The organism is Microbacterium sp. AISO3 (genome assembly GCF_002204305.1).
GTDB classification, from domain to species: domain Bacteria; phylum Actinomycetota; class Actinomycetes; order Actinomycetales; family Microbacteriaceae; genus Microbacterium; species Microbacterium arborescens.
Genome location: NZ_NHRF01000008.1, coordinates 74,467 through 92,915, shown reverse-complemented (window position 1 = coordinate 92,915; position 18,449 = coordinate 74,467). Strand labels below are relative to the sequence as shown.

Annotated in this window: 12 protein-coding genes; 6 read left to right on the top strand and 6 right to left on the bottom strand. The window is 71.9% G+C overall.

Features of this window, described 5'->3' with window-relative positions:
- Positions 1-123 precede the first annotated feature (123 nt).
- Genes glgX through CBF90_RS12535 form a run of 4 tightly spaced genes read left to right on the top strand, consistent with a single transcriptional unit; the run spans position 124 to position 7,385 of the window.
- Complete coding sequence (gene glgX, locus CBF90_RS12550; RefSeq protein WP_088380741.1) at positions 124-2,337, top strand: glycogen debranching protein GlgX; 2,214 nt, start codon at positions 124-126, stop codon at positions 2,335-2,337.
- Complete coding sequence (gene treY / locus CBF90_RS12545; protein ID WP_088380740.1) at positions 2,334-4,769, top strand: malto-oligosyltrehalose synthase; 2,436 nt, start codon at positions 2,334-2,336, stop codon at positions 4,767-4,769. The genes glgX and treY overlap by 4 nt, the downstream gene beginning before the upstream one ends.
- Complete coding sequence (treZ, locus tag CBF90_RS12540; RefSeq protein ID WP_088380739.1) at positions 4,766-6,502, top strand: malto-oligosyltrehalose trehalohydrolase; 1,737 nt, start codon at positions 4,766-4,768, stop codon at positions 6,500-6,502. The genes treY and treZ overlap by 4 nt, the downstream gene beginning before the upstream one ends.
- Positions 6,503-6,533: 31 nt before the next feature.
- Complete coding sequence (locus tag CBF90_RS12535) at positions 6,534-7,385, top strand: tryptophan-rich sensory protein (RefSeq protein WP_088380738.1); 852 nt, start codon at positions 6,534-6,536, stop codon at positions 7,383-7,385.
- A 127-nt stretch (positions 7,386-7,512) separates the two neighbouring features.
- Here the strand turns inward: CBF90_RS12535 and CBF90_RS12530 are convergent, their stop codons facing one another.
- On the bottom strand, positions 7,513-8,238 hold the full coding sequence (locus CBF90_RS12530; protein WP_088380737.1) for a GMP synthase: 726 nt from the start codon (positions 8,236-8,238) through the stop codon (positions 7,513-7,515).
- Between the two features lie 75 nt (positions 8,239-8,313).
- On the opposite strand from CBF90_RS12530, the gene CBF90_RS12525 reads away from it, so the two are divergent.
- Positions 8,314-8,613 carry a hypothetical protein gene (locus CBF90_RS12525; RefSeq protein ID WP_071919031.1) on the top strand — a complete coding sequence of 100 codons (300 nt, stop codon included), beginning with the start codon at positions 8,314-8,316 and terminating at the stop codon, positions 8,611-8,613.
- Between the two features lie 56 nt (positions 8,614-8,669).
- On the opposite strand, the gene CBF90_RS12520 is transcribed toward CBF90_RS12525, so the two are convergent.
- Together CBF90_RS12520 and CBF90_RS12515 are read right to left on the bottom strand one after the other, a co-directional pair.
- On the bottom strand, positions 8,670-9,431 hold the full coding sequence (locus CBF90_RS12520) for a LysR family substrate-binding domain-containing protein (RefSeq protein WP_088380736.1): 762 nt from the start codon (positions 9,429-9,431) through the stop codon (positions 8,670-8,672).
- A 92-nt stretch (positions 9,432-9,523) separates the two neighbouring features.
- On the bottom strand, positions 9,524-9,931 hold the full coding sequence (locus tag CBF90_RS12515) for a UDP-3-O-(3-hydroxymyristoyl)glucosamine N-acyltransferase (RefSeq protein ID WP_023953942.1): 408 nt from the start codon (positions 9,929-9,931) through the stop codon (positions 9,524-9,526).
- 232 nt (positions 9,932-10,163) lie between these two features.
- Between CBF90_RS12515 and CBF90_RS12510 the strand changes: the two genes are divergently transcribed.
- Complete coding sequence (locus tag CBF90_RS12510) at positions 10,164-10,811, top strand: YitT family protein (RefSeq protein WP_064955494.1); 648 nt, start codon at positions 10,164-10,166, stop codon at positions 10,809-10,811.
- Positions 10,812-10,851: 40 nt separating this feature from the next.
- On the opposite strand, the gene CBF90_RS12505 is transcribed toward CBF90_RS12510, so the two are convergent.
- The 3 genes from CBF90_RS12505 to CBF90_RS12495 form a co-directional block, all read right to left on the bottom strand.
- The gene (locus CBF90_RS12505) at positions 10,852-11,625 is read right to left on the bottom strand and encodes a DNA-formamidopyrimidine glycosylase family protein (protein ID WP_088380735.1); all 774 of its coding nucleotides are present in this window, start codon (positions 11,623-11,625) and stop codon (positions 10,852-10,854) included.
- Positions 11,618-16,501, bottom strand: a complete 4,884-nt coding sequence (locus CBF90_RS12500) for a DEAD/DEAH box helicase (protein ID WP_088380734.1) — start codon at positions 16,499-16,501, stop codon at positions 11,618-11,620. The genes CBF90_RS12505 and CBF90_RS12500 overlap by 8 nt, the downstream gene beginning before the upstream one ends.
- Before the next feature lie 160 nt (positions 16,502-16,661).
- Positions 16,662-18,332, bottom strand: coding sequence for an ABC-F family ATP-binding cassette domain-containing protein (locus CBF90_RS12495; protein WP_088380733.1), 1,671 nt, complete (start codon positions 18,330-18,332; stop codon positions 16,662-16,664).
- Between the last annotated feature and the right edge of the window lie 117 nt (positions 18,333-18,449).

The following is an 18,449-nucleotide window of genomic DNA, read 5'->3' as shown; positions in this document are numbered from 1 at the left end:
GGGTCCGAAGCCCCGTGCATCCGCATCTTGTGGCGAGTCGACCCGATGGCGGGGGCTTGTCAAGGGCACCGGGTCGTGTGATTGCGCCTGAGTAGTGTGAGCCACACGAACAGGGGAGATCACATGCAGGCATGGCCGGGTTCCGCGTATCCGCTCGGAGCGACCTACGACGGGAACGGGACGAACTTCGCTCTCTTCAGCGAAGGCGCCGAGAAAGTGGAGCTGTGCCTCTTCGACGAGGACGGCACCGAGACATGCGTCCAGCTGCGCGATGTCGACGCCTTCGTGTGGCACGCCTATCTGCCGAACGTGCAGCCGGGCCAGCGCTACGGATACCGCGTGCACGGACCGAACGATCCGGCCGACGGCAAGCGGTTCAACCCGAGCAAGCTGCTGCTCGACCCGTACGCCAAGGCCGTCGAGGGTCAGATCGACTGGGGACAGCCGGTGTTCGGCTACAACTTCGGCGAGCCGGACTCGTTCAACGACGAGGATTCGGCCGCCCACATGATGAAGGGCGTCGTCGTCAACCCGTTCTTCGACTGGGCGGGCGACCGTCAGCCGAAGATCCCGTACGCCGAGAGCGTCATCTACGAGGCTCACGTCAAGGGCCTGACGCAGCTGCACCCCGACATCCCCGAAGACATCCGCGGGACCTACGCCGGCCTCGCACACCCCGCCGTCATCGACCACCTCAAGAAGATCGGCATCACGGCGATCGAGCTGATGCCGGTGCACCAGTTCGTCAACGACTCCACGCTGCAGGAGAAGGGGCTGTCGAACTACTGGGGCTACAACACGATCGCGTTCTTCGCGCCCCAGAACACTTACTCGGCCACGGGCGACCACGGCCAGCAGGTGCAGGAGTTCAAGGCGATGGTCAAGGCGCTGCACGCCGCCGGCATCGAGGTCATCCTCGACGTCGTCTACAACCACACCGCCGAGGGCAACCACATGGGCCCGACCCTCTCGATGCGCGGCATCGACAACGAGGCCTACTACCGCCTCGAGGACGACGACAAGCGCTACTACACCGACTACACCGGCACCGGGAACAGCCTCAACGTCGGCAACCCGCACGCGCTGCAGCTGATCATGGACTCGCTGCGCTACTGGGTGACCGAGATGCACGTCGACGGCTTCCGCTTCGACCTCGCCGCGACCCTCGCGCGCGAGTTCTACGACGTCGACCGGCTGTCGGCCTTCTTCGAGCTCGTGCAGCAGGACCCGATCGTCTCGCAGGTCAAGCTCATCGCCGAGCCGTGGGACATCGGCCCCGGCGGCTACCAGGTCGGCAACTTCCCGCCGCAGTGGACGGAGTGGAACGGCAAGTACCGCGACACCGTCCGCGACTTCTGGCGCGGCGAGGCATCGACCCTCGGCGAGTTCGCGTCGCGCCTGACCGGTTCGGCCGACCTCTACGAGCACGACGGCCGGTGGCCGGTGGCCTCCATCAACTTCGTCACGGCGCATGACGGGTTCACGCTGCGCGATCTCGTGTCGTACAACGAGAAGCACAACGACGCCAATGGCGAGGACGGCAACGACGGCGAGTCGCACAACCGCTCGTACAACATGGGCGTCGAGGGACCCACCGACGACCCGCACGTGCTGACGATGCGCGCCCGGCAGCAGCGGAACTTCCTCGCGACGCTGCTGCTGAGCCAGGGCGTGCCGATGATCTGCCACGGCGACGAGCTCGGCCGCACCCAGCAGGGCAACAACAACGGTTACGCGCAGGACAACGAGCTGACCTGGATCCACTGGGATCAGGTCGACCAGCCGCTCATCGAGTTCACCGCAGCCCTCGCGCGTCTGCGTCGCCTGCACCCCACGTTCCGGCGCAGCCGCTTCTTCGACGGGCGCCCGGTGCGTCGCGAAGAGGGCGCCCCGGTGCCCGACATCATGTGGCTGCGCCCCGACGGCACGGCGATGCAGCCCGAGGACTGGGACTCCGGTTTCGGGCGCGCAGTCGGCGTCTTCCTCAACGGCGACGGCATCCGCGAGCGCGACCGTCGCGGCGAGGACATCTCCGACGACCACTTCTTCGTGCTGTTCAACGCCGGTGACGACGAGGTGGAGTTCACCGTCCCCTCCGACCAGTACGCCGACCGGTGGGAGGTGCTGATCGACACGAGCGGCGAGCTCGTCGGCACCGAGCCCCTCGAGGGCGGCAACGCGCTGCAGGTCCGGGCCAAGTCGCTCGTCGTCCTGGGCGAGTACACCGAACCCGAGCCCGAGACCGACCACTCGGTCGCGGCATCGCTCGCGGCGTACACGACGCCGATCGACATCATCCCCGCTGAGGCGCCGACCCCGGAGCTGCCCGGCCGATGACCGCTCCGATCTCGACCTACCGGCTGCAGATCCGTCCGGCGTTCGACCTCGCGGCCGCCGCCGAGGTCGCGGACTACCTCCGCGACCTCGGCGTCGACTGGGCCTACCTCTCGCCGCTCCTGGCAGCGGCGGAGGGGTCGGACCACGGCTACGACGTCGTCGACCCGACGATCGTCGACCCCCGCCGCGGCGGCGCTGAGGGGCTCGCGCGCTTCTCGGCCGCCGCCCGGGATGCCGGACTCGGTGTGCTCGTCGACATCGTGCCGAACCACCAGGGCGTCGCCGTCCCCGCTGAGAACCCCTGGTGGTGGGACGTCCTCCGCCACGGCCGCGGGTCGGCCCACGCCGAGGCGTTCGACATCGACTGGGAGCACGGCGGGGGCAAGGTCGGCCTGCCGATCCTCGGCTCCACGCTCCGCGAAGCCGTCGCCGCCGGTGAGATCGAGGTCGCGCCGGTGACGGCCGGCGAGGCGAATGGCGCCGAGGGCGTCGCCCGCTACTACGACCACGTGCTGCCGCTCGCCGACGGGACAGCACCCGCGGCCGCGACGACCGACCCGGCCACCGTGGACGCCGTGCTCGCCGCTCAGCACTGGCGTGCCGCGTTCTGGCGCGACGACGCGACCGAGCTGAACTACCGGCGCTTCTTCGCCGTGAACACGCTGGCCGGAGTGCGCGTCGACGTCCCGGCGGTCTTCGAGGCGAGCCACGTCGAGATCCTCCGCTGGCTGCGCGAGGGCTTGGCCGACGGTCTGCGCATCGACCACCCCGACGGCCTCGCCGACCCCGGCGGGTATCTCGAGCAGCTCGCCGAGGCGACAGGCGGCGCGTACGTCGTGGTCGAGAAGATCCTCGAGCACGCCGCCACCGACCATGCCGAGCAGCTGCCCTCCTGGTGGGCGACCGCGGGCACGACCGGGTACGACGCGATGGCCGAGATCGACCGCGTGCTCATCGACCCGGCGGGTGAGGGCCGGCTCGACGAGCTCGATGCGACACTCCGGTCGGCGGATGCTCCCGCGTCGTATGACGAGATCGTCCGCGAGGCCAAGCGTGCGGTCGCCGACACCCTGCAGGCCGCCGAGGTGGGCCGGCTCGTCCGCTGCCTGCCCGACGACGTGCGCGACGAGCTCGGAGAGGATGTCGCTCGCGACGCGTTCGCCGAGCTCCTGACGAGCTTCTCGGTGTACCGCGTCTACCCGCCGGTCGGAGACGAGCTCGTCGCCGAGGCGGTCGCCGCGGCATCCGCATCCCGTCCCGATCTCGCCGACGCCATCGCGACCCTCGCCCCGCTGGTCACGGCGGGCGACACCGAGCTGAGCCGCCGATTCGGTCAGACGACCGGGCCGGTCATGGCCAAGGGCGTCGAAGACAGCGCGTTCTACCGGTATCCGCGTCTCGGCACGCTCACCGAGGTGGGTGGCGACCCCGGCGTCTTCTCGCTCGACATCGCGGGCTTCCACCGCGCGCAGGCCCACCGCCAGGCGATGTGGCCGCACGCTCTCACGGCGCTGAGCACCCACGACACCAAGCGCAGCGAAGACGTCCGTACCCGGCTGTCGGTCATCGCCGAGATGCCCGAGCGGTGGTCCGACGCTCTCGGACGCCTGCGGACGATCGCCTCGACCGGAGACGGACGCCTCGACGACCTGCTCTGGCAGGCCATCGTCGGAGCGTGGCCCGCGTCGCCCGAGCGGCTGCGCGACTATGCCGAGAAGGCCTCGCGCGAGGGCGGCATCATCACGACCTGGACCGACCCCGATGAGGATGCCGAAGCCCGCATCGCCGCGCTGGTGGATGCCGCCACCTCGGGCGAGGCCCGCGCGACGATCGAGGAGGTCGTCGGCGAGCTGACCGCGCCCGGGCGATCGAACTCCCTCGCCGCCAAGCTGCTGCAGCTGACCGCACCCGGGGTACCCGACGTCTATCAGGGCACCGAGCTGTGGGATCTCTCGCTCGTCGACCCCGACAATCGTCGCGACGTCGACTTCGCCGAGCGCCGCGAGCTGCTCGCGAAGCTCGACGGCGGGTGGCATCCCGAGATCGACGACTCCGGCGCGGCGAAGCTCCTCGTCGTGTCGCGGGCGCTGCGCCTGCGTCGCGATCGCCCCGAGCTGTTCACGCGGTACGCGCCGCTGCCCGTTGTCGGCCCTGCCGCAGAGCACGCCGTGGCCTTCGATCGGGGCGGTGCCGTGACCGTCGCGACGCGCCTGCCCGTCGGACTCGCCGCGCGCGGCGGATGGGGCGACACGGTCGTGATGGTTCCGCCGGGGCGTCACACCGACCAGCTGACCGGCCGCGCCTGGGACGGCGGCGCCGTGCGGCTGGCCGACCTGCTCGACACGTACCCGGTGGCTCTGCTGGCCGCCGAACGTCCGACCGGTGCACGTCCCACCGCCCAACGTCCCACCGCCCCAGAGGAGAACGCATGATCGAGGTATGGGCGCCGCGCCCCGAGCGGGTGCGGCTCCGTCGACCGGATGCCGCCGATGTCGAGCTCTCCCGCTCGGCGGACGACTGGTGGTCGGCCGACGTCGACCTCGCCCCGGGAGACCGCTACGGCTTCGTCCTCGGTGACGGCGACGACGCGCGCCCCGATCCGCGCTCGCGCCGGCAGCCCGACGGCGTGCACGGCCTGTCGGCGGTCGATGACCCGTCGTCGTTCGCGTGGACCGATCAGGCCTGGACGGGGCGGACGCTCGCGGGTGGGATCATCTACGAGCTGCACATCGGCACCTTCACGAGCGCCGGCACGCTCGACGCGGCCATCGCTCGACTCGACCATCTCGTCGAGCTCGGCGTGACCCACATCGAGCTGCTGCCGGTGAACGCGTTCAACGGCACCCACAACTGGGGGTACGACGGGGTGCTCTGGTACGCCGTGCAGGAGAGCTACGGCGGACCGGAGGCCTACCGGCGGTTCGTGGATGCCGCCCACGCGGCCGGTCTCGCCGTCATCCAGGACGTCGTCTACAACCACCTCGGACCATCCGGCAACTATCTGCCCGAGTACGGCCCCTACCTTCGCGACGGCCGCCGCAACACCTGGGGTGACAGCGTCAACCTCGACGAGGACGCGGTGCGCGAGTACATCATCGGCAACGCCGAGATGTGGCTCCGCGACTTCCACGTCGACGGCCTGCGGCTCGACGCCGTGCACGCGCTGCACGACGACGACAGCCCGCTCCACATCCTCGGCGAGATCGCCGACCGGGTCGACGCGCTCAGCACGCACCTCGGGCGCCCGCTCACGCTCATCGCCGAGAGCGACATGAACGATCCCGTCATGATCCTGCCGCGCGAGGCCGGTGGTCATGGGATGACGGCGCAGTGGTCGGACGACTGGCACCATTCCGTGCACGTCGCGCTCACGGGTGAGACGGTGGGGTACTACGCCGACTTCGACGCGCTCGATGCCGTTCCCAAGACCTGGAACGAGGGGTTCTTCCACGACGGCACGTATTCGTCGTTCCGGGGTCGCGAGCACGGGCGGCCGATTCCGCCGGAGTCGCCGTCGTGGCGGCTCGTCACCTTCGCGCAGGATCACGACCAGATCGGCAACCGTGCGGCGGGCGACCGGCTCTCGGCGACGCTCGACGCCGACCGGCTCGCCGTGGCGGCCGTCCTGACGCTGACGGCGCCGGGAACCCCGATGCTGTTCATGGGCGAGGAGTGGGGGGCGTCCACTCCGTGGCAGTTCTTCACCTCGCACCCTGAGCCCGAGCTCGCCGAGGCGACGGCCGCGGGCCGCAAGCAGGAGTTCGCCGAGATGGGGTGGGACGAGGACCTCGTGCCCGACCCCAACGACCCGGCGACGTTCCTGCGGTCGAAGCTCGACTGGACCGAGACCGACGAAGGCGATCATGCCCGCCTGCTGGCGCTGTACCGCGAACTGGGCCGACTGCGCCGCTCGGTGCCCGACCTGACCGACCCCCGGTTCACCGCGCGCGGCGCGGGAGCGACCGAGGGCGAGGGCGGCCGGCTGTACGACCTGCAGCGCGGACGCGCACGCGTGCTAGTCAACCTGTCGACGGAGCCGTGGCGGGTCGAGCTGAGCGGTGACCGCGTCTGGCTCGAGACGCTTCCGAGCCGGACCGCCGACGAGCTGCTCGTCGTCGAGCCGAACTCGGCCGTCATCGTGGGGCCGGATCTGTCAAGCGGATGACCGGGCGCGGCGCCCGATCTACCGTGGGGGAATGAGCACCACAGCGCACCACGCCGCCCGGCCCCCGCGGACGCCGTCCGACCTCGTGCGGCAGATCGCCGTGATCTCGGCCGTCGTCTTCATGATCATCGCCGCGATGGTCGGGACGGGGCTCTTCGGCGGGACGAACGTGCGCGACCTGCAGGGCGGCGCGCTCGACGCCGACTCGACGGTGCTCGCGCCCGGGACGCAGGCGTTCAGCATCTGGTCGGTCATCTACCTGTTCATGGTCGGCTACACGATCTGGCAGGCGCTGCCGTCGCAGCGCTCGCGCGACCGGCAGCGGCTGGTGGGGTGGTGGATCGCGCTGACCGCCGTGCTCAACGGGGGATGGCTGCTCGCGGCGCAGTTCACGACGCTGCCGGTGACGGTCGTCGCGATCGTGGCGCTGCTCGCCGCACTCGGGTGGACGTTCCGTCTTCTCGTGCGCTCGCGGCCGCAGTCGGTCGGCGACCGCCTGCTCATGGATGCCACGGTGGGCCTGCACCTCGGGTGGGTGTCGCTGGCCACGGTCGCGAACGTCACCGCCTGGCTCAGCCGGACCGTGCCCGAGTCGTGGGGCATGCAGGCCGACGCGTGGGGTGTCGCCGTGCTCGTGGTCGTCGCCGCCATCGGCGTCGGCATCGCCGCCTTCTCGCGCGGACGCCCCTCGCCGATCATCGCGCTGTCGTGGGGTCTGGCGTGGATCGCGATCGCCCGCACGACCGATCAGCCCCACTCCGCACCGGTCGCCGTCGCCGCCGTCGCCGTCATCGTGGTGGTGGTGGCCGCCGCGGCGGTCACGGCCTGGCGCGCGAACGGTCGCGAGCACCGCGGCATCCTGCGCCGTCCCCGCACCGCCTGACTGCCGGTCCGCACCGCCCGACCGGCCGCGCCGATACATCCGTCGGACTCGTGGTGCTGGTGTCGCCGCGATCGACGTCGGAGGCGACATCCGCACCGCCGATCCGACGGCTGTATCGCGCTCGGCGTCAGAACGCGGCGGCGAAGGCGGCGAGGAAGCGGCTCGGCTCGGTCACGGGCGCCGCGAGTACTCGGGCCGCGACGCGGTCGTAGTCTGCCGCGTCGAAGTAGCCGTCGTTGCGGTACACCGTCATGCGCTCGGTGAAGTCTCGCGGTGTCGGCTCGGGGTGGAACTGCGTGGCGTACAGGCGGTCACCCACCCGGTAGGCCTGCACCGGGCAGTCGTCGTTCGTGGCGAGCAGGACGGCTCCGGCGGGCAGCGTCTCGGTGCCCTCCTTGTGCGCGGTGAGCGCGGTGAAGGTCGGGCTGAGGGAACCGAGCAGGGGGTCGGCGCGGCCGGCATCCGTCAGGGTCACGTTCGTCGGTCCGGTGTCCTCGGGGTAGTCGCGTGAGATCGTGCCGCCGAGGTGGGTCGTGGCCACGCCGATGCCGAAGCAGGTGAACAGCGCCGCCGTCCGCCCGGATGCCGCTGCCTCGGCGATGCGCGCGAGGTCGGCCTCCAGTCGCAGCTGTCCCTCCGGCTTCGCCGCCGGATCGTCGGTGGCGTTGAACGGACTGCCGCCGACGACGAAACCGCGCCAGCGGTCGAACGCGTCGTCGGGCAGCGGATCGCGCGTCAGGTCGACGCGCTCGAGCCCGGATTCATCGAGGCCCATGGCGGTGCGGAACGACGCGTACTCCGCCTCCGCGGCCTCCTGCTGCGGGCGCACGCAGACGTACACGAGCAGGGCCATGCCGAAAGTCTATGGTCCGCACCGAACCCGGCCGGTGGGGATGACCTTCCGTGACGGGCGGGGGACAATGGCCCGATGACCGTCCGCGTGATCATCACCGACCCCGCCGAGCTCCTCGCGACGCTCGACCGGCTGGACGCCGTCGCCGCACCCCGGGGCTGGCGGGTGCGCCGGCCGGCCGACGCGGCGGGGGTCCAGGCGCGGGCGCGGGACGCTCGCGCGGCCATGCGGCTGCCGGCTCCGGTCGTGGTCGATCTCGAGACGGATCCGGATGCCGCCGCAGCGGACGATCCGATCGACGCGGCCGCCCTGCTGGCGCGCACGCCCGTGCGCGGAGCGATCCCGGACGGAGCGCGGCGGCTGCACGGGGCGTGATCCGCGGCGCTCATGGGGCGCGTGCCGGCGTGTCAGCGCGTGAGCGCCGCAGCGTATCAGCGCGACGAGTTCGCGGTGCGGCCGCGGACGATGCCGATGAACGTCTCCACGAGCGGGGTCGTGGCCTCGGCCCGCCAGGCGAGCGCAACGGTCGAGGTGGGAGCGTCGACCACGGGTCGGTAGGTCGCGTCCTTGCGATGGTGCAGCCGCGCGAGCGACATGGGCACGAGCACGATCCCGACACCTGTCGCCGCCGTCGCGACCGCATCCTCCGTCGTGGCCAGCCGGGCGAAGGCCGGAGCGACGGCGCCGGGCACCTCGAGGTCGAGGGCGTCGTCACCGGGGACCATCACGACCTCTCCCGCGAGATCGGCGAGGGTCAGCTCATCGGCGGCGGTGAGCGCGGAGTCGACGCTGCACACGGCGACGGTGGTCTCGTCGTAGAGCGGGATCACGCTCAGCCCGTCGCGGTCGATCGGCAGCCGCACGAGCGCCGCGTCGACGTCGCCGCCCGCGAGGGCCGCAGCCTGATCGGCGAATCCGACGGTGACGAGGTCGAGCGGGTTGCCCGGCATCCGCTGCTTCCACACGTCGATCCACTTGCCGGGCGTGGCACCGGGGGCGGCGCCGAGGCGAAAGGCGCCGCGCGCGCTGAGGTCCGGCGCAGCGGCATCCGTCTCGCGCCGGCTTCCCGAGGTGCGGTCGGTTCTGCGGGCGGCGGGCCGCTGTCCGGATGCCGCGGCGCCACGGCGCCCGGGGGCACCGCCGCCTCGGCCGCCGCTACGCGCGGGGCGGCCCGAGGAACGTCCGGGTGTCATGCCTGAAGCGTATCCCGGGGCAGACACGATCGGCGGGCCCGCGCGCTGCGGGCCCGCCGATCGTCGACGGTGCGGCGGCTACCGCTGGCGGGTCACGCGGCCAGACGGAGCCCGCGCTGGTCGGTAGCCACGTGCTCGCCGTCGGCGATGTTCTCGTCGTCGCCGATGAGAGAGCCGCCCGCCACGTGCGCGTGCGCGCCGATGAACGCGCGGATGCCGATCTTCGCCCGCGGACCGATGGCGGCGCCGGAGCCGACGTGCGCGTGCGGCGCGATCTCGACGTTCGGGCCGATGACGGCCTCGCGCTCGATCCACACGCCGCGGCCGATGTGAACGCCCGCCGCGACCTGGACTCCGGGTTCGACGTAGGCGCCTGCTTCGACCAGTGCGGTCGGGTGCACCTTGGCCCCGTTCGCGATCAAGCCCCGACCGTTCGCGTGCTTGCGATAACGCAGCGTCTCTCCGCGGTCGTTCTCGATGTCGATGTAGTTCTTGCCCACGATCCCCTCCGACAGTTCCGGGTCCGGTACTGAGTACTGGAAACAACCCCGCGACCCGCGTTTTCATTCCCACGAATCATTCGGAGCGGCAGGTCGACCGGTTTGCTGGAACAAGCGTGCGATGCGCAGCCGCTGAGGTCGAAGGGGTGTGCGAGCTGACCTTCGCGCGATAACATGCCCGGCTCGCGCCGCGGTGACCCCCGCGGGCGCCGCCGTTTGCGAGGATGGGCGGGTGGAGCCTTCTCGTGCACCGTCGACAGGACCGTCGCTCGTCTTCGAGGCCGCGCTGACGCGCCACACCCGCGCGGAGGACCTGCTCGGGATCGTGACCGGCACGTTCGTGGCATCCCTCGGGCTGTACCTCCTGCAGTCGTCCGGCTCGGTCACCGGCGGCACCGCCGGCCTCGCGCTGCTCCTTGGCTACGCGACCGGATGGTCGTTCCCGGTGCTGTTCGCTGTCGTGAACGCGCCGTTCGCGGCGCTGGCCCTGTGGAAGAAGGGTGTGTCGTTCACGATCCGCACTTTCGTCTCGATCGGCCTGGTCTCGGCGTTCACCTTCGTGCACCAGCACCTGCTCGAGTTCGCCAGCATCGAACCGATCTACGGCACGCTCGGCGGCAATCTGCTCGCCGGCGTCGGGCTGCTGATCCTGTTCCGGCACCGTTCGAGCCTCGGCGGAGTGAACATCATCGCCCTCGTGCTGCAGGAGCGAATGGGCTTCAGCGCCGGATGGACCCAGATGATCTTCGACGTCGTGATCATCGCGTCCGCGTTGCTGGTGCTGCCGTGGCCCGCCGTGCTGCTGAGTGCCGCCGGCGCGGTCGTGCTGAGCGTCGTGCTCGTGCTGAACCACCGCCCCGGTCGGTACATCGGCCGCTGAGCGCTCTCTCGCTCGGCGTGCGCTCAGGTCTGGCCGCGCGTCAGGTCTGGCAGCGTGGGCACCAGAAGATGTTGCGCTCGCTCGTGGGCAGCGCTCCGATCTCGCCGGCACGGATCAGCGTCCCGCACCGGCGGCACGGCTTGTTCTCGCGGCCGTAGACCCACATCCGCTGGCCGGGCCGGTCGTTGCCGGTGAAGGTGCGCGCCGCGCGATCGCGATTGGCGTGGATCATCCGGTACCCGGTCTCGAGCACGGCGGTCGCGTCGATCTGGGTGGCAGGGGTTGTGGGCAGGATGCCGCGCACGAAGAGCAGCTCGTTCGCGTAGACGTTTCCGAAGCCGGCGACGTTCCGCTGGTCGAGCAGGGCGACGTGGGCGGCGCGTTCATCCGTGCCCACGCGCCGCGCCGCTTCGGCCAGGTCCCAGTCGGGACCGAGCAGGTCGGGCCCGAGGTGGCCGACGAGTCGGTCCTCCTCGGCGGTCGGGAGGACCTCGACCATCGCGAGCTCGAAGCCGACGGCATCCCGGTCGCGCGTTCCGACGATCGCGCGTGCCTGGAAGGCGGGCGCCCGCCAGCGCTCACCGTGCCGGTAGACGTGCCAGCGGCCCTCCATCTTCAGGTGCGAGTGCAAGCTGAATGCGCCCATGCGCAGCAGCAGGTGCTTGCCGCGGGCGATGGACGACGAGACGGTCTCGCCGCGCAGGTCGGCTGTCGCACTGCCGGGAACACGGACGTCGAAGCGCGTGACCTCCTGACCGACGAGCGCCTCACCCAGCTTCCGCGCCGCCCGGAAGACGGTGTCACCCTCAGGCACGCTCGCCGCTTCCCGACATCGCCGCCCGCGAGCCCGCGGTCAGTCGGCGCAGCGTGAGGCCGCGCGACGACTCGACGAAACCGCCCGCACGCAGCGCCCGCCCGGTCGGGGTGTTGTAGACGAACTCGCCGTTGACCTGCTCGACGGTGAGTGTGTCGAGGCGCCGTGCCTGAGCCGTTCTCACGAGATCGGCTGCGGCCGCGGTCAGCACCTCCTCGTCGTCGGTGAAGGCGAGCGCCGAACGCCCGCCGCGCTCGAGATAGAGCACGAGCGCACCGTCGACGAGCACCACGACGCCGCCGGCCTTCCGGCCCGGTCGATGCGAGACGCCCTCGAGCGCCGGCCAGCCGAGGGCTGCACCGTAGGGATTCGCCGGGTCGGTCGCGGCCAGTGTGACCGCGCGCCGCGGCGGCGGATCGGGGAGCGCTGCGAACTCACGCAGGCGGTCGACGGTGACGGATGCCGCGAACTGCGCGGCGCCGAGGGTCTCGATGACATAGCCGCGGCGGCAGTGGCCCGCCTCTTCGAAGCCCGCGAGAACGCGATAGACCTGCGCGAAACCGCCGGGAACACCCTCGGACTGCACGCTGCCCCGGGTGACGACGCCGTAGCGGTCGAGCAGGAGCCCCGCCGATGCCGTGACGCGGAGCGATGGATCGGGCTCGACGGCGGGCAGGAGCGACCACCGCCCGCCGAGCGTCGACGGGCGCGGCGCCGCCGGCGTCGTGGGGCGCGCCAGAGGTGTGCCGCGGTACAGGCGGGACCGCGGTGTGCGGCGGGCGCTGCGGTGAGCCTGCGATCCGCCCGAGAGGAGGGAGCGCACCGGCGTGAACGTGTCGTTGGTCAGCCGGCCCGCCCACGCGAGACGCCAGAGCGCGTCGAGCACGCTCTGCTCGTTGGGGGCGCCGATCGCGGCGACGAGCTGCCCCGCGAACCAGCCGCCGCCGACGGCGAGAGCCTCGAGGATACGGACGTCGAGATCGCCTGCGGTCGACGACTCGTCGGCCTCGGAGTCGGCGTCGGCCAGCGCGAGCGTGAGGGGAGCCATGTCGGCAGGATGGAGCGCGATCCAGCCGTCGCGCCCGGGCAGAGTGCCGTGCCCGGACCACACGACCTCGCCGGTGGCGGTGAGCTCGTCGAGCATTCCCGGCGCGTAGTCACGCACCCGCGAGGGAAGGATGAGCGACTCCCACGCGCTCGCGGGAATCGGGACACCGGCGAGCTGCTCGATCACGGCGGCGACGCCGTCGACGCCCTCCAGCGGCCGGGTGACGTGCTGCCACACGGGCAGGAACCGCGCGAACGCCGCGGGCGACACCGGCTCGACGCTGCCCCGGATCGCCGCGAGCGACCGCATCCGCAGCCGGCGCAGCACCTCGGAGTCGCACCATTCGAGGTCGTCGGCCTCGCTGCCGGAGGTCTCGGGCAGGAAGTAGCCGCTCGCAATGCGCCCCTGCGACTCGAGCCGCTGCAGCGTCTGACGCGCGACGGCGGTGCCGATGCCGAGCCGCGTCGCGACATCCGCGGTGCGGAACGGCCCATGCGTTCGTGCATGGCGTGCGACGAGATCGGCGAGGGGGTCGACGACCGGCTCGAGGAAGGCGGTGGGGATTCCCACGGGGAGCGCCGCGCCCAGCGCGTCGCGCAGGCGTCCGGCATCCTCGATCGCCGCCGTCCGCTGCACGCCTGCGATCGTGACCGGGATCGCGCGGCGGGCGGTCACGAGCTGTTGCAGCAGGTCGGCGGCCTCGGCGACGCGGTGCGCGGGAGGGGAGCCCCCGTCCGCAGGAGCGGGCGCGGCGTGCGCGTCCTCCGCTGTGCCGGACTCCTCCGCTGTGCCGGTGCCGGCGGACTCTTCGAGGCGTGCTGCGACCTCGTCGGCGGCGAGCGGGCCCAGGATGCGGAGCAGATCGGCGACGCCCTCGACCCCGCGCGCGCGTCTGTCGGGGGCCAGACGCTGCGCCTCGCGCTCGAACTGGGCGATGACCTCGGGGTCGAGCAGCTCGCGCATCTCGACCTTGCCGAGGAGCTCCGAAAGCAGCGCGGGATCGACGGACAGAGCCGCGGCGCGGCGTTCGGCGAGCGGCGAATCGCCCTCGTACATGAACGCGCCGACGTAGCCGAAGAGCAGATCGCGAGCGTACGGCGACGGCTGCGACGTGGTCGTCTCGACGAGACGGATGCGGCGGTCGGCGATGCTGCGCGTGATGCGGAGGAGTGCCGGCAGGTCGTAGACGTCCTGCAGCACTTCGCGGAGCGTCTCGAGGATGATCGGGAACGACGGATGCCGCCGCGCGACCTCGAGCAGCTGCGCCGACCGCTGCCGCTGCTGCCACAGCGGCGCGCGCTTGTTCGGGTTCAGTCTCGGCAGCAGCAGGGCGCGGGCCGCGCACTCCCGGAAGCGCGAGGCGAACAGCGCGGAGCCGCCGACCTCGTCGGTGACGATCTGTTCGAGTTCGTCGGCGTCGAAGACGAAGAGGTCGGCGCCGGGCGGTTCGGCAGCCGCGTCGGGGACGCGCGCGATGATGCCGTCATCGCTCGCGACGGCCGCGCCTTCGACCCCGAGACGCTCGCGGATGCGTGCGTTGACGGCCAGCGCCCACGGAGCGTGTACGTGCATGCCATGCGGGGAATGCAGGATGACGCGCCAGTCGCCGACCTCGTCGCGGGAGCGCTCGACGGTCAGCGTTCGGTCGGTGGGCAGGCTACCGGTGGCCTCGCGCTGCTCGGCGAGGTGAGCCAGCAGGTTCTCGATCGCATAGTCGTCGAGCCCCGATTCGCGCAGCCGCTCGGACGCCTTCTCGGGGCCGGCTGCCGACACCTCGCGGCTGAACTTTCCCAGCGCCTCGCCGAGTTCGGCCGGGCGCCCCAGGCCGTCGCCGTGCCAGAAGGGGAGCTTGCCCGGTTGGCCGAACGCGGGCACGACGTTGACCCGGTCATGAGTGATCTCGACGATGCGCCAGCTGGTCGTACCGAGAGTGAACACGTCGTTGACGCGCGACTCGTAGACCATCTCCTCGTCGAGCTCGCCGACGCGCGCGTTACGGCTTTCGCCGGCGACGAAGACCCCGAACAGCCCGCGATCGGGGATCGTGCCACCGCTCGTGACAGCGATGCGCTGCGCGCCGGGGCGCCCCGTGAGCGTGCCCTGATCGCGGTCCCACACCAGCCGCGGGCGCAGCTCGGCGAACTCGTCGGAGGGGAAGCGGCCCGCGAGCAGATCGAGCGTCGCTTCGTACGCCGAGCGGGGGAGCGTGCGGAAGGGCGCGCTGCGCCGAACCGTCTCGAACCAGGCCTCGACCTCGATCGTGCCGGTCGCGCACGCGGCGATCGTCTGCTGAGCGAGGATGTCGAGGGGGTTCTGCGGAACCGCGATCGCCTCGATCTTGCCCGCCAGCATCCGCTCGGTGACGACGGCGGTATGCAGCACGTCGCCGCGGTGCTTGGGGAACAGCGCCGCGCGGCTGACCTCGCCGACCTGGTGGCCGGCGCGTCCGACGCGCTGGAGTCCGGATGCCGCCGACGGCGGCGCCTCGACCTGGATGACGAGGTCGACCGCGCCCATGTCGATGCCGAGCTCGAGGCTCGAGGTCGCCACGACACAGCGGAGCACGCCCGACTTGAGCTCGTCTTCGACCTGAGCGCGCTGCTCCTTCGACACCGAGCCGTGGTGCGCCTTCGCGAGCACCGGCTCGGCGCCGGCGGAGGCGCCGGCCTGCGCCCCCCCGTTCGCCCCTCCGGACGCCGCTTTCGCGCCGCCCGGAGCCTCCGCTCCGTGGGCCCACATGCCCGCGGGGACGGCGGGCTCGGGAAGGTCGCCCCCGAGACGCTCGGTGTAGATCTCGTTCAGGCGTCCGGTCAGGCGCTCGGCGAGGCGACGCGAGTTCGAGAACACGATCGTCGAGCGGTGCTGCAGGATGCGGTCGACGATCGCCTCCTCGACGTGAGGCCAGACCGACCCGGTGACCTCCGTCGCCTGCGGCGCGCGGTACCAGGCCCCGTCGCCATCGTCGTCTTCGCCGTCGTCGTCCCCGTCGTCGCGGCCGCTCGGAGCGCTGGCGGCACCCGCATCCTCGGCGCCGGGCGGGGCCGGGGGATGCAGCATGTCGGGGATCGGCACGACCACGTTGAGATCGAACGCCTTCGACGCCTTCGGGGCGACGATCTCGACCGGAGCGGAGCCGCCGAGGAAGCGCGCCACCTCGTCGATCGGACGCACGGTGGCCGAGAGGCCGATGCGCTGCGCCGGCTTCTCGAGCAGCGCATCGAGGCGTTCGAGGCTGACGGCAAGGTGCGCACCGCGCTTCGTGGCCGCCACCGCGTGCACCTCGTCGACGATGACGGTGTGGACGCCGCGCAGCGTCTCGGATGCCTGCGACGTGAGCATCAGGTAGAGCGACTCGGGCGTCGTGATGAGGATGTCGGGTGGTCGGGCGACCAGGGCGCGCCGGTCGGCTGAGGAGGTGTCGCCCGATCTCACTCCGACCGTCACGTCGGGGACGGGCTGACCGAGGCGGCGCGCCGACTGTCCGATGCCGACGAGGGGCGACCGCAGGTTGCGCTCGACGTCGACGCCCAGCGCCTTCAGCGGTGAGACGTACAGGACGCGGGTGTCGGCCGGCGCGGCATCCGCCTTTCTGCGCTTCGCCGGTTTGTCATCGACGGGGCCAGCCGCCACCTTGTCGCGGAAGATGCGGTCGATCGCCCACAGGAACGCCGAGAGCGTCTTGCCCGAGCCGGTCGGGGCGACCACGAGGGCGTGCTTGCCGGCGGAGATGGCCTCCCACGCACCGGCCTGCGCCGACGTGGGCTGGGAGAACGCGCCACGGAACCAGTCCGCGGTGGGCGCGGAGAATCGGGCGAGCACATCGGCCATGCCTTCATCTTCGCGCGGACCTCCGACATCGGCGCGGCCTTGCGCCCGCGGCATCCGCCATGCCAGCCCCGCCCGGCCCCGCTACCCCCTGCTGCTGCCCGTGAGGTCCCAGTTGGGCCGAAGATGAGACGGACATTCCCGGCCCAACTGGGACCTCGGTTCACGGGCCAGCCGGCGCGGCCTCGGACAGCAGGCCGTCGCGCAGCTCGAGGGTCAGAGTGGGTGCGAGGCGCGAGAGGAAACCGTCGTCGTGGCTGACCACCAGCACGGCGCCGCGGTAGGCGGCGAGGGCCTCGACGAGCTGGTCGACCGTGTCGAGATCGAGGTTGTTCGTCGGCTCGTCGAGCACCAGCAGCTGCGGCGGGGGATCGGCCAGCAGCTCGCAGGCCAGCGCCAGCCGGAACCGCTCCCCGCCCGACAGCGCCGCGACCGGGCGCAGGACGGTGTCGCCGCGCAGCAGGAACCTCGCGAGTCGGTTCCGCAGCTCGACGTCGGTTGAGCCAGGGGCCGCCTCGCGCACACTGTCGAGCACCGTCGCGTCGTCCCGCAGCCCGTCGACGCGCTGCGACAGGTAGCCGACGCGGTCGGTGTGCGCGACCGCCGTGCCGTGACCCCTCAGATCGGAGGTGTCGGGGCCGGCAGAGCGGCCATCGGATGCCGCAGCGCCGGATTCTGAGGAGTTAGCGCTCGCCGACCGCACCAGCATCTCGAGAAGCGTCGTCTTCCCCGCGCCGTTCGGCCCGATGAGCGCCACCCGCTCGGGCCCCTGAACGACCCACGAGCGCTCGCCGTCGCCGATCGTCGCGAGGCGCCGGCCCGCCGCGACGCCGGGATCCGGCAGGTCGATCCGGACGGTGTCGTCGTCGCGGACCCGCCGCCCCGCCGCATCGAGCGCCGCATGAGCCGCTGCTTCCCGTTCGGACGCCTCGCCGCGCGCGCGACCGGCCGACACCTGTGCGGCCGATGCCCGGTTGCCCGAGATGATCCCGGGCACGCGCTTCTCGCGCTGCGCTTTCGCTCCCATCGCCGACCGCCGCGCGAGCTTCGTCTCGGTCTCGACCCGGTCGCGCCGCTCGCGCCGGAGGGCTGCGGCTGCGGTGGTCTCGGCCTGACGAGCCGCCGCCTGCTCGGCATCCCGCCACGCCCGCCATTCGGAGTACGGCCCGCCGAAGGTATCCAAGGCCCCGCCGTAGAGCTCGGCGGTGTCGTCCATGAGCTCGAGCAGCGTCGTGTCGTGGCTGACGACGATGAGCGCACCCCGCCACCCGCGCACGAGCTCGCCGACGCGGTCGCGGGCGTCGCGGTCGAGGTTGTTCGTGGGTTCGTCGAGCAGCGTGATCTCGGCTCCGCGCAGCCGTACGCCAACGAGCGCGGCGAGCACGGCTTCGCCCCCGGAGAGCTCGCCCACGCGCCTGTCGAGCGCGCCCGCCGGCAGACCGGCCGCCGCCAGCGCGGCCGTGGCTCGAGCCTCGGCATCCCAGTCGTCGCCGATCGTGTCGAAGTGGCGGGGATCGACGTCGCCCGACTCGACGGCGCGCACGGCGTCGACGACGGCGGCCACCCCGAGCACGTCGGCGACCCGCCGGCCGACGTCGAGGGTCAGGCGCTGCGGCAGCAGTTCGACCCGTCCGGACCTGGCGACCGAGCCGGAGGTCGGCGCGAGCTCGCCCGCGATCAGCCGCAGCAGCGTGGTCTTGCCCGAGCCGTTGCGACCGACCAGGCCGGTGCGTCCGGCGCCGAAGGTTCCCGAGACGTCGCGGACGGCGGGGGTGCCGTCGGGATGGATGAGGGTGATGCGGTCGAGGACGACCGCGGGTGCGGAATGGGGCATGACTGCCTCCTCGGATGTCGTCGGGCGCGGGCACGACCGACACCGAATACACCCCGACCGGGGCGGAACGGTCCGGCGGCCAGCGCGGAAATCGAAGAATGCGCTGGCCAGGTCGGA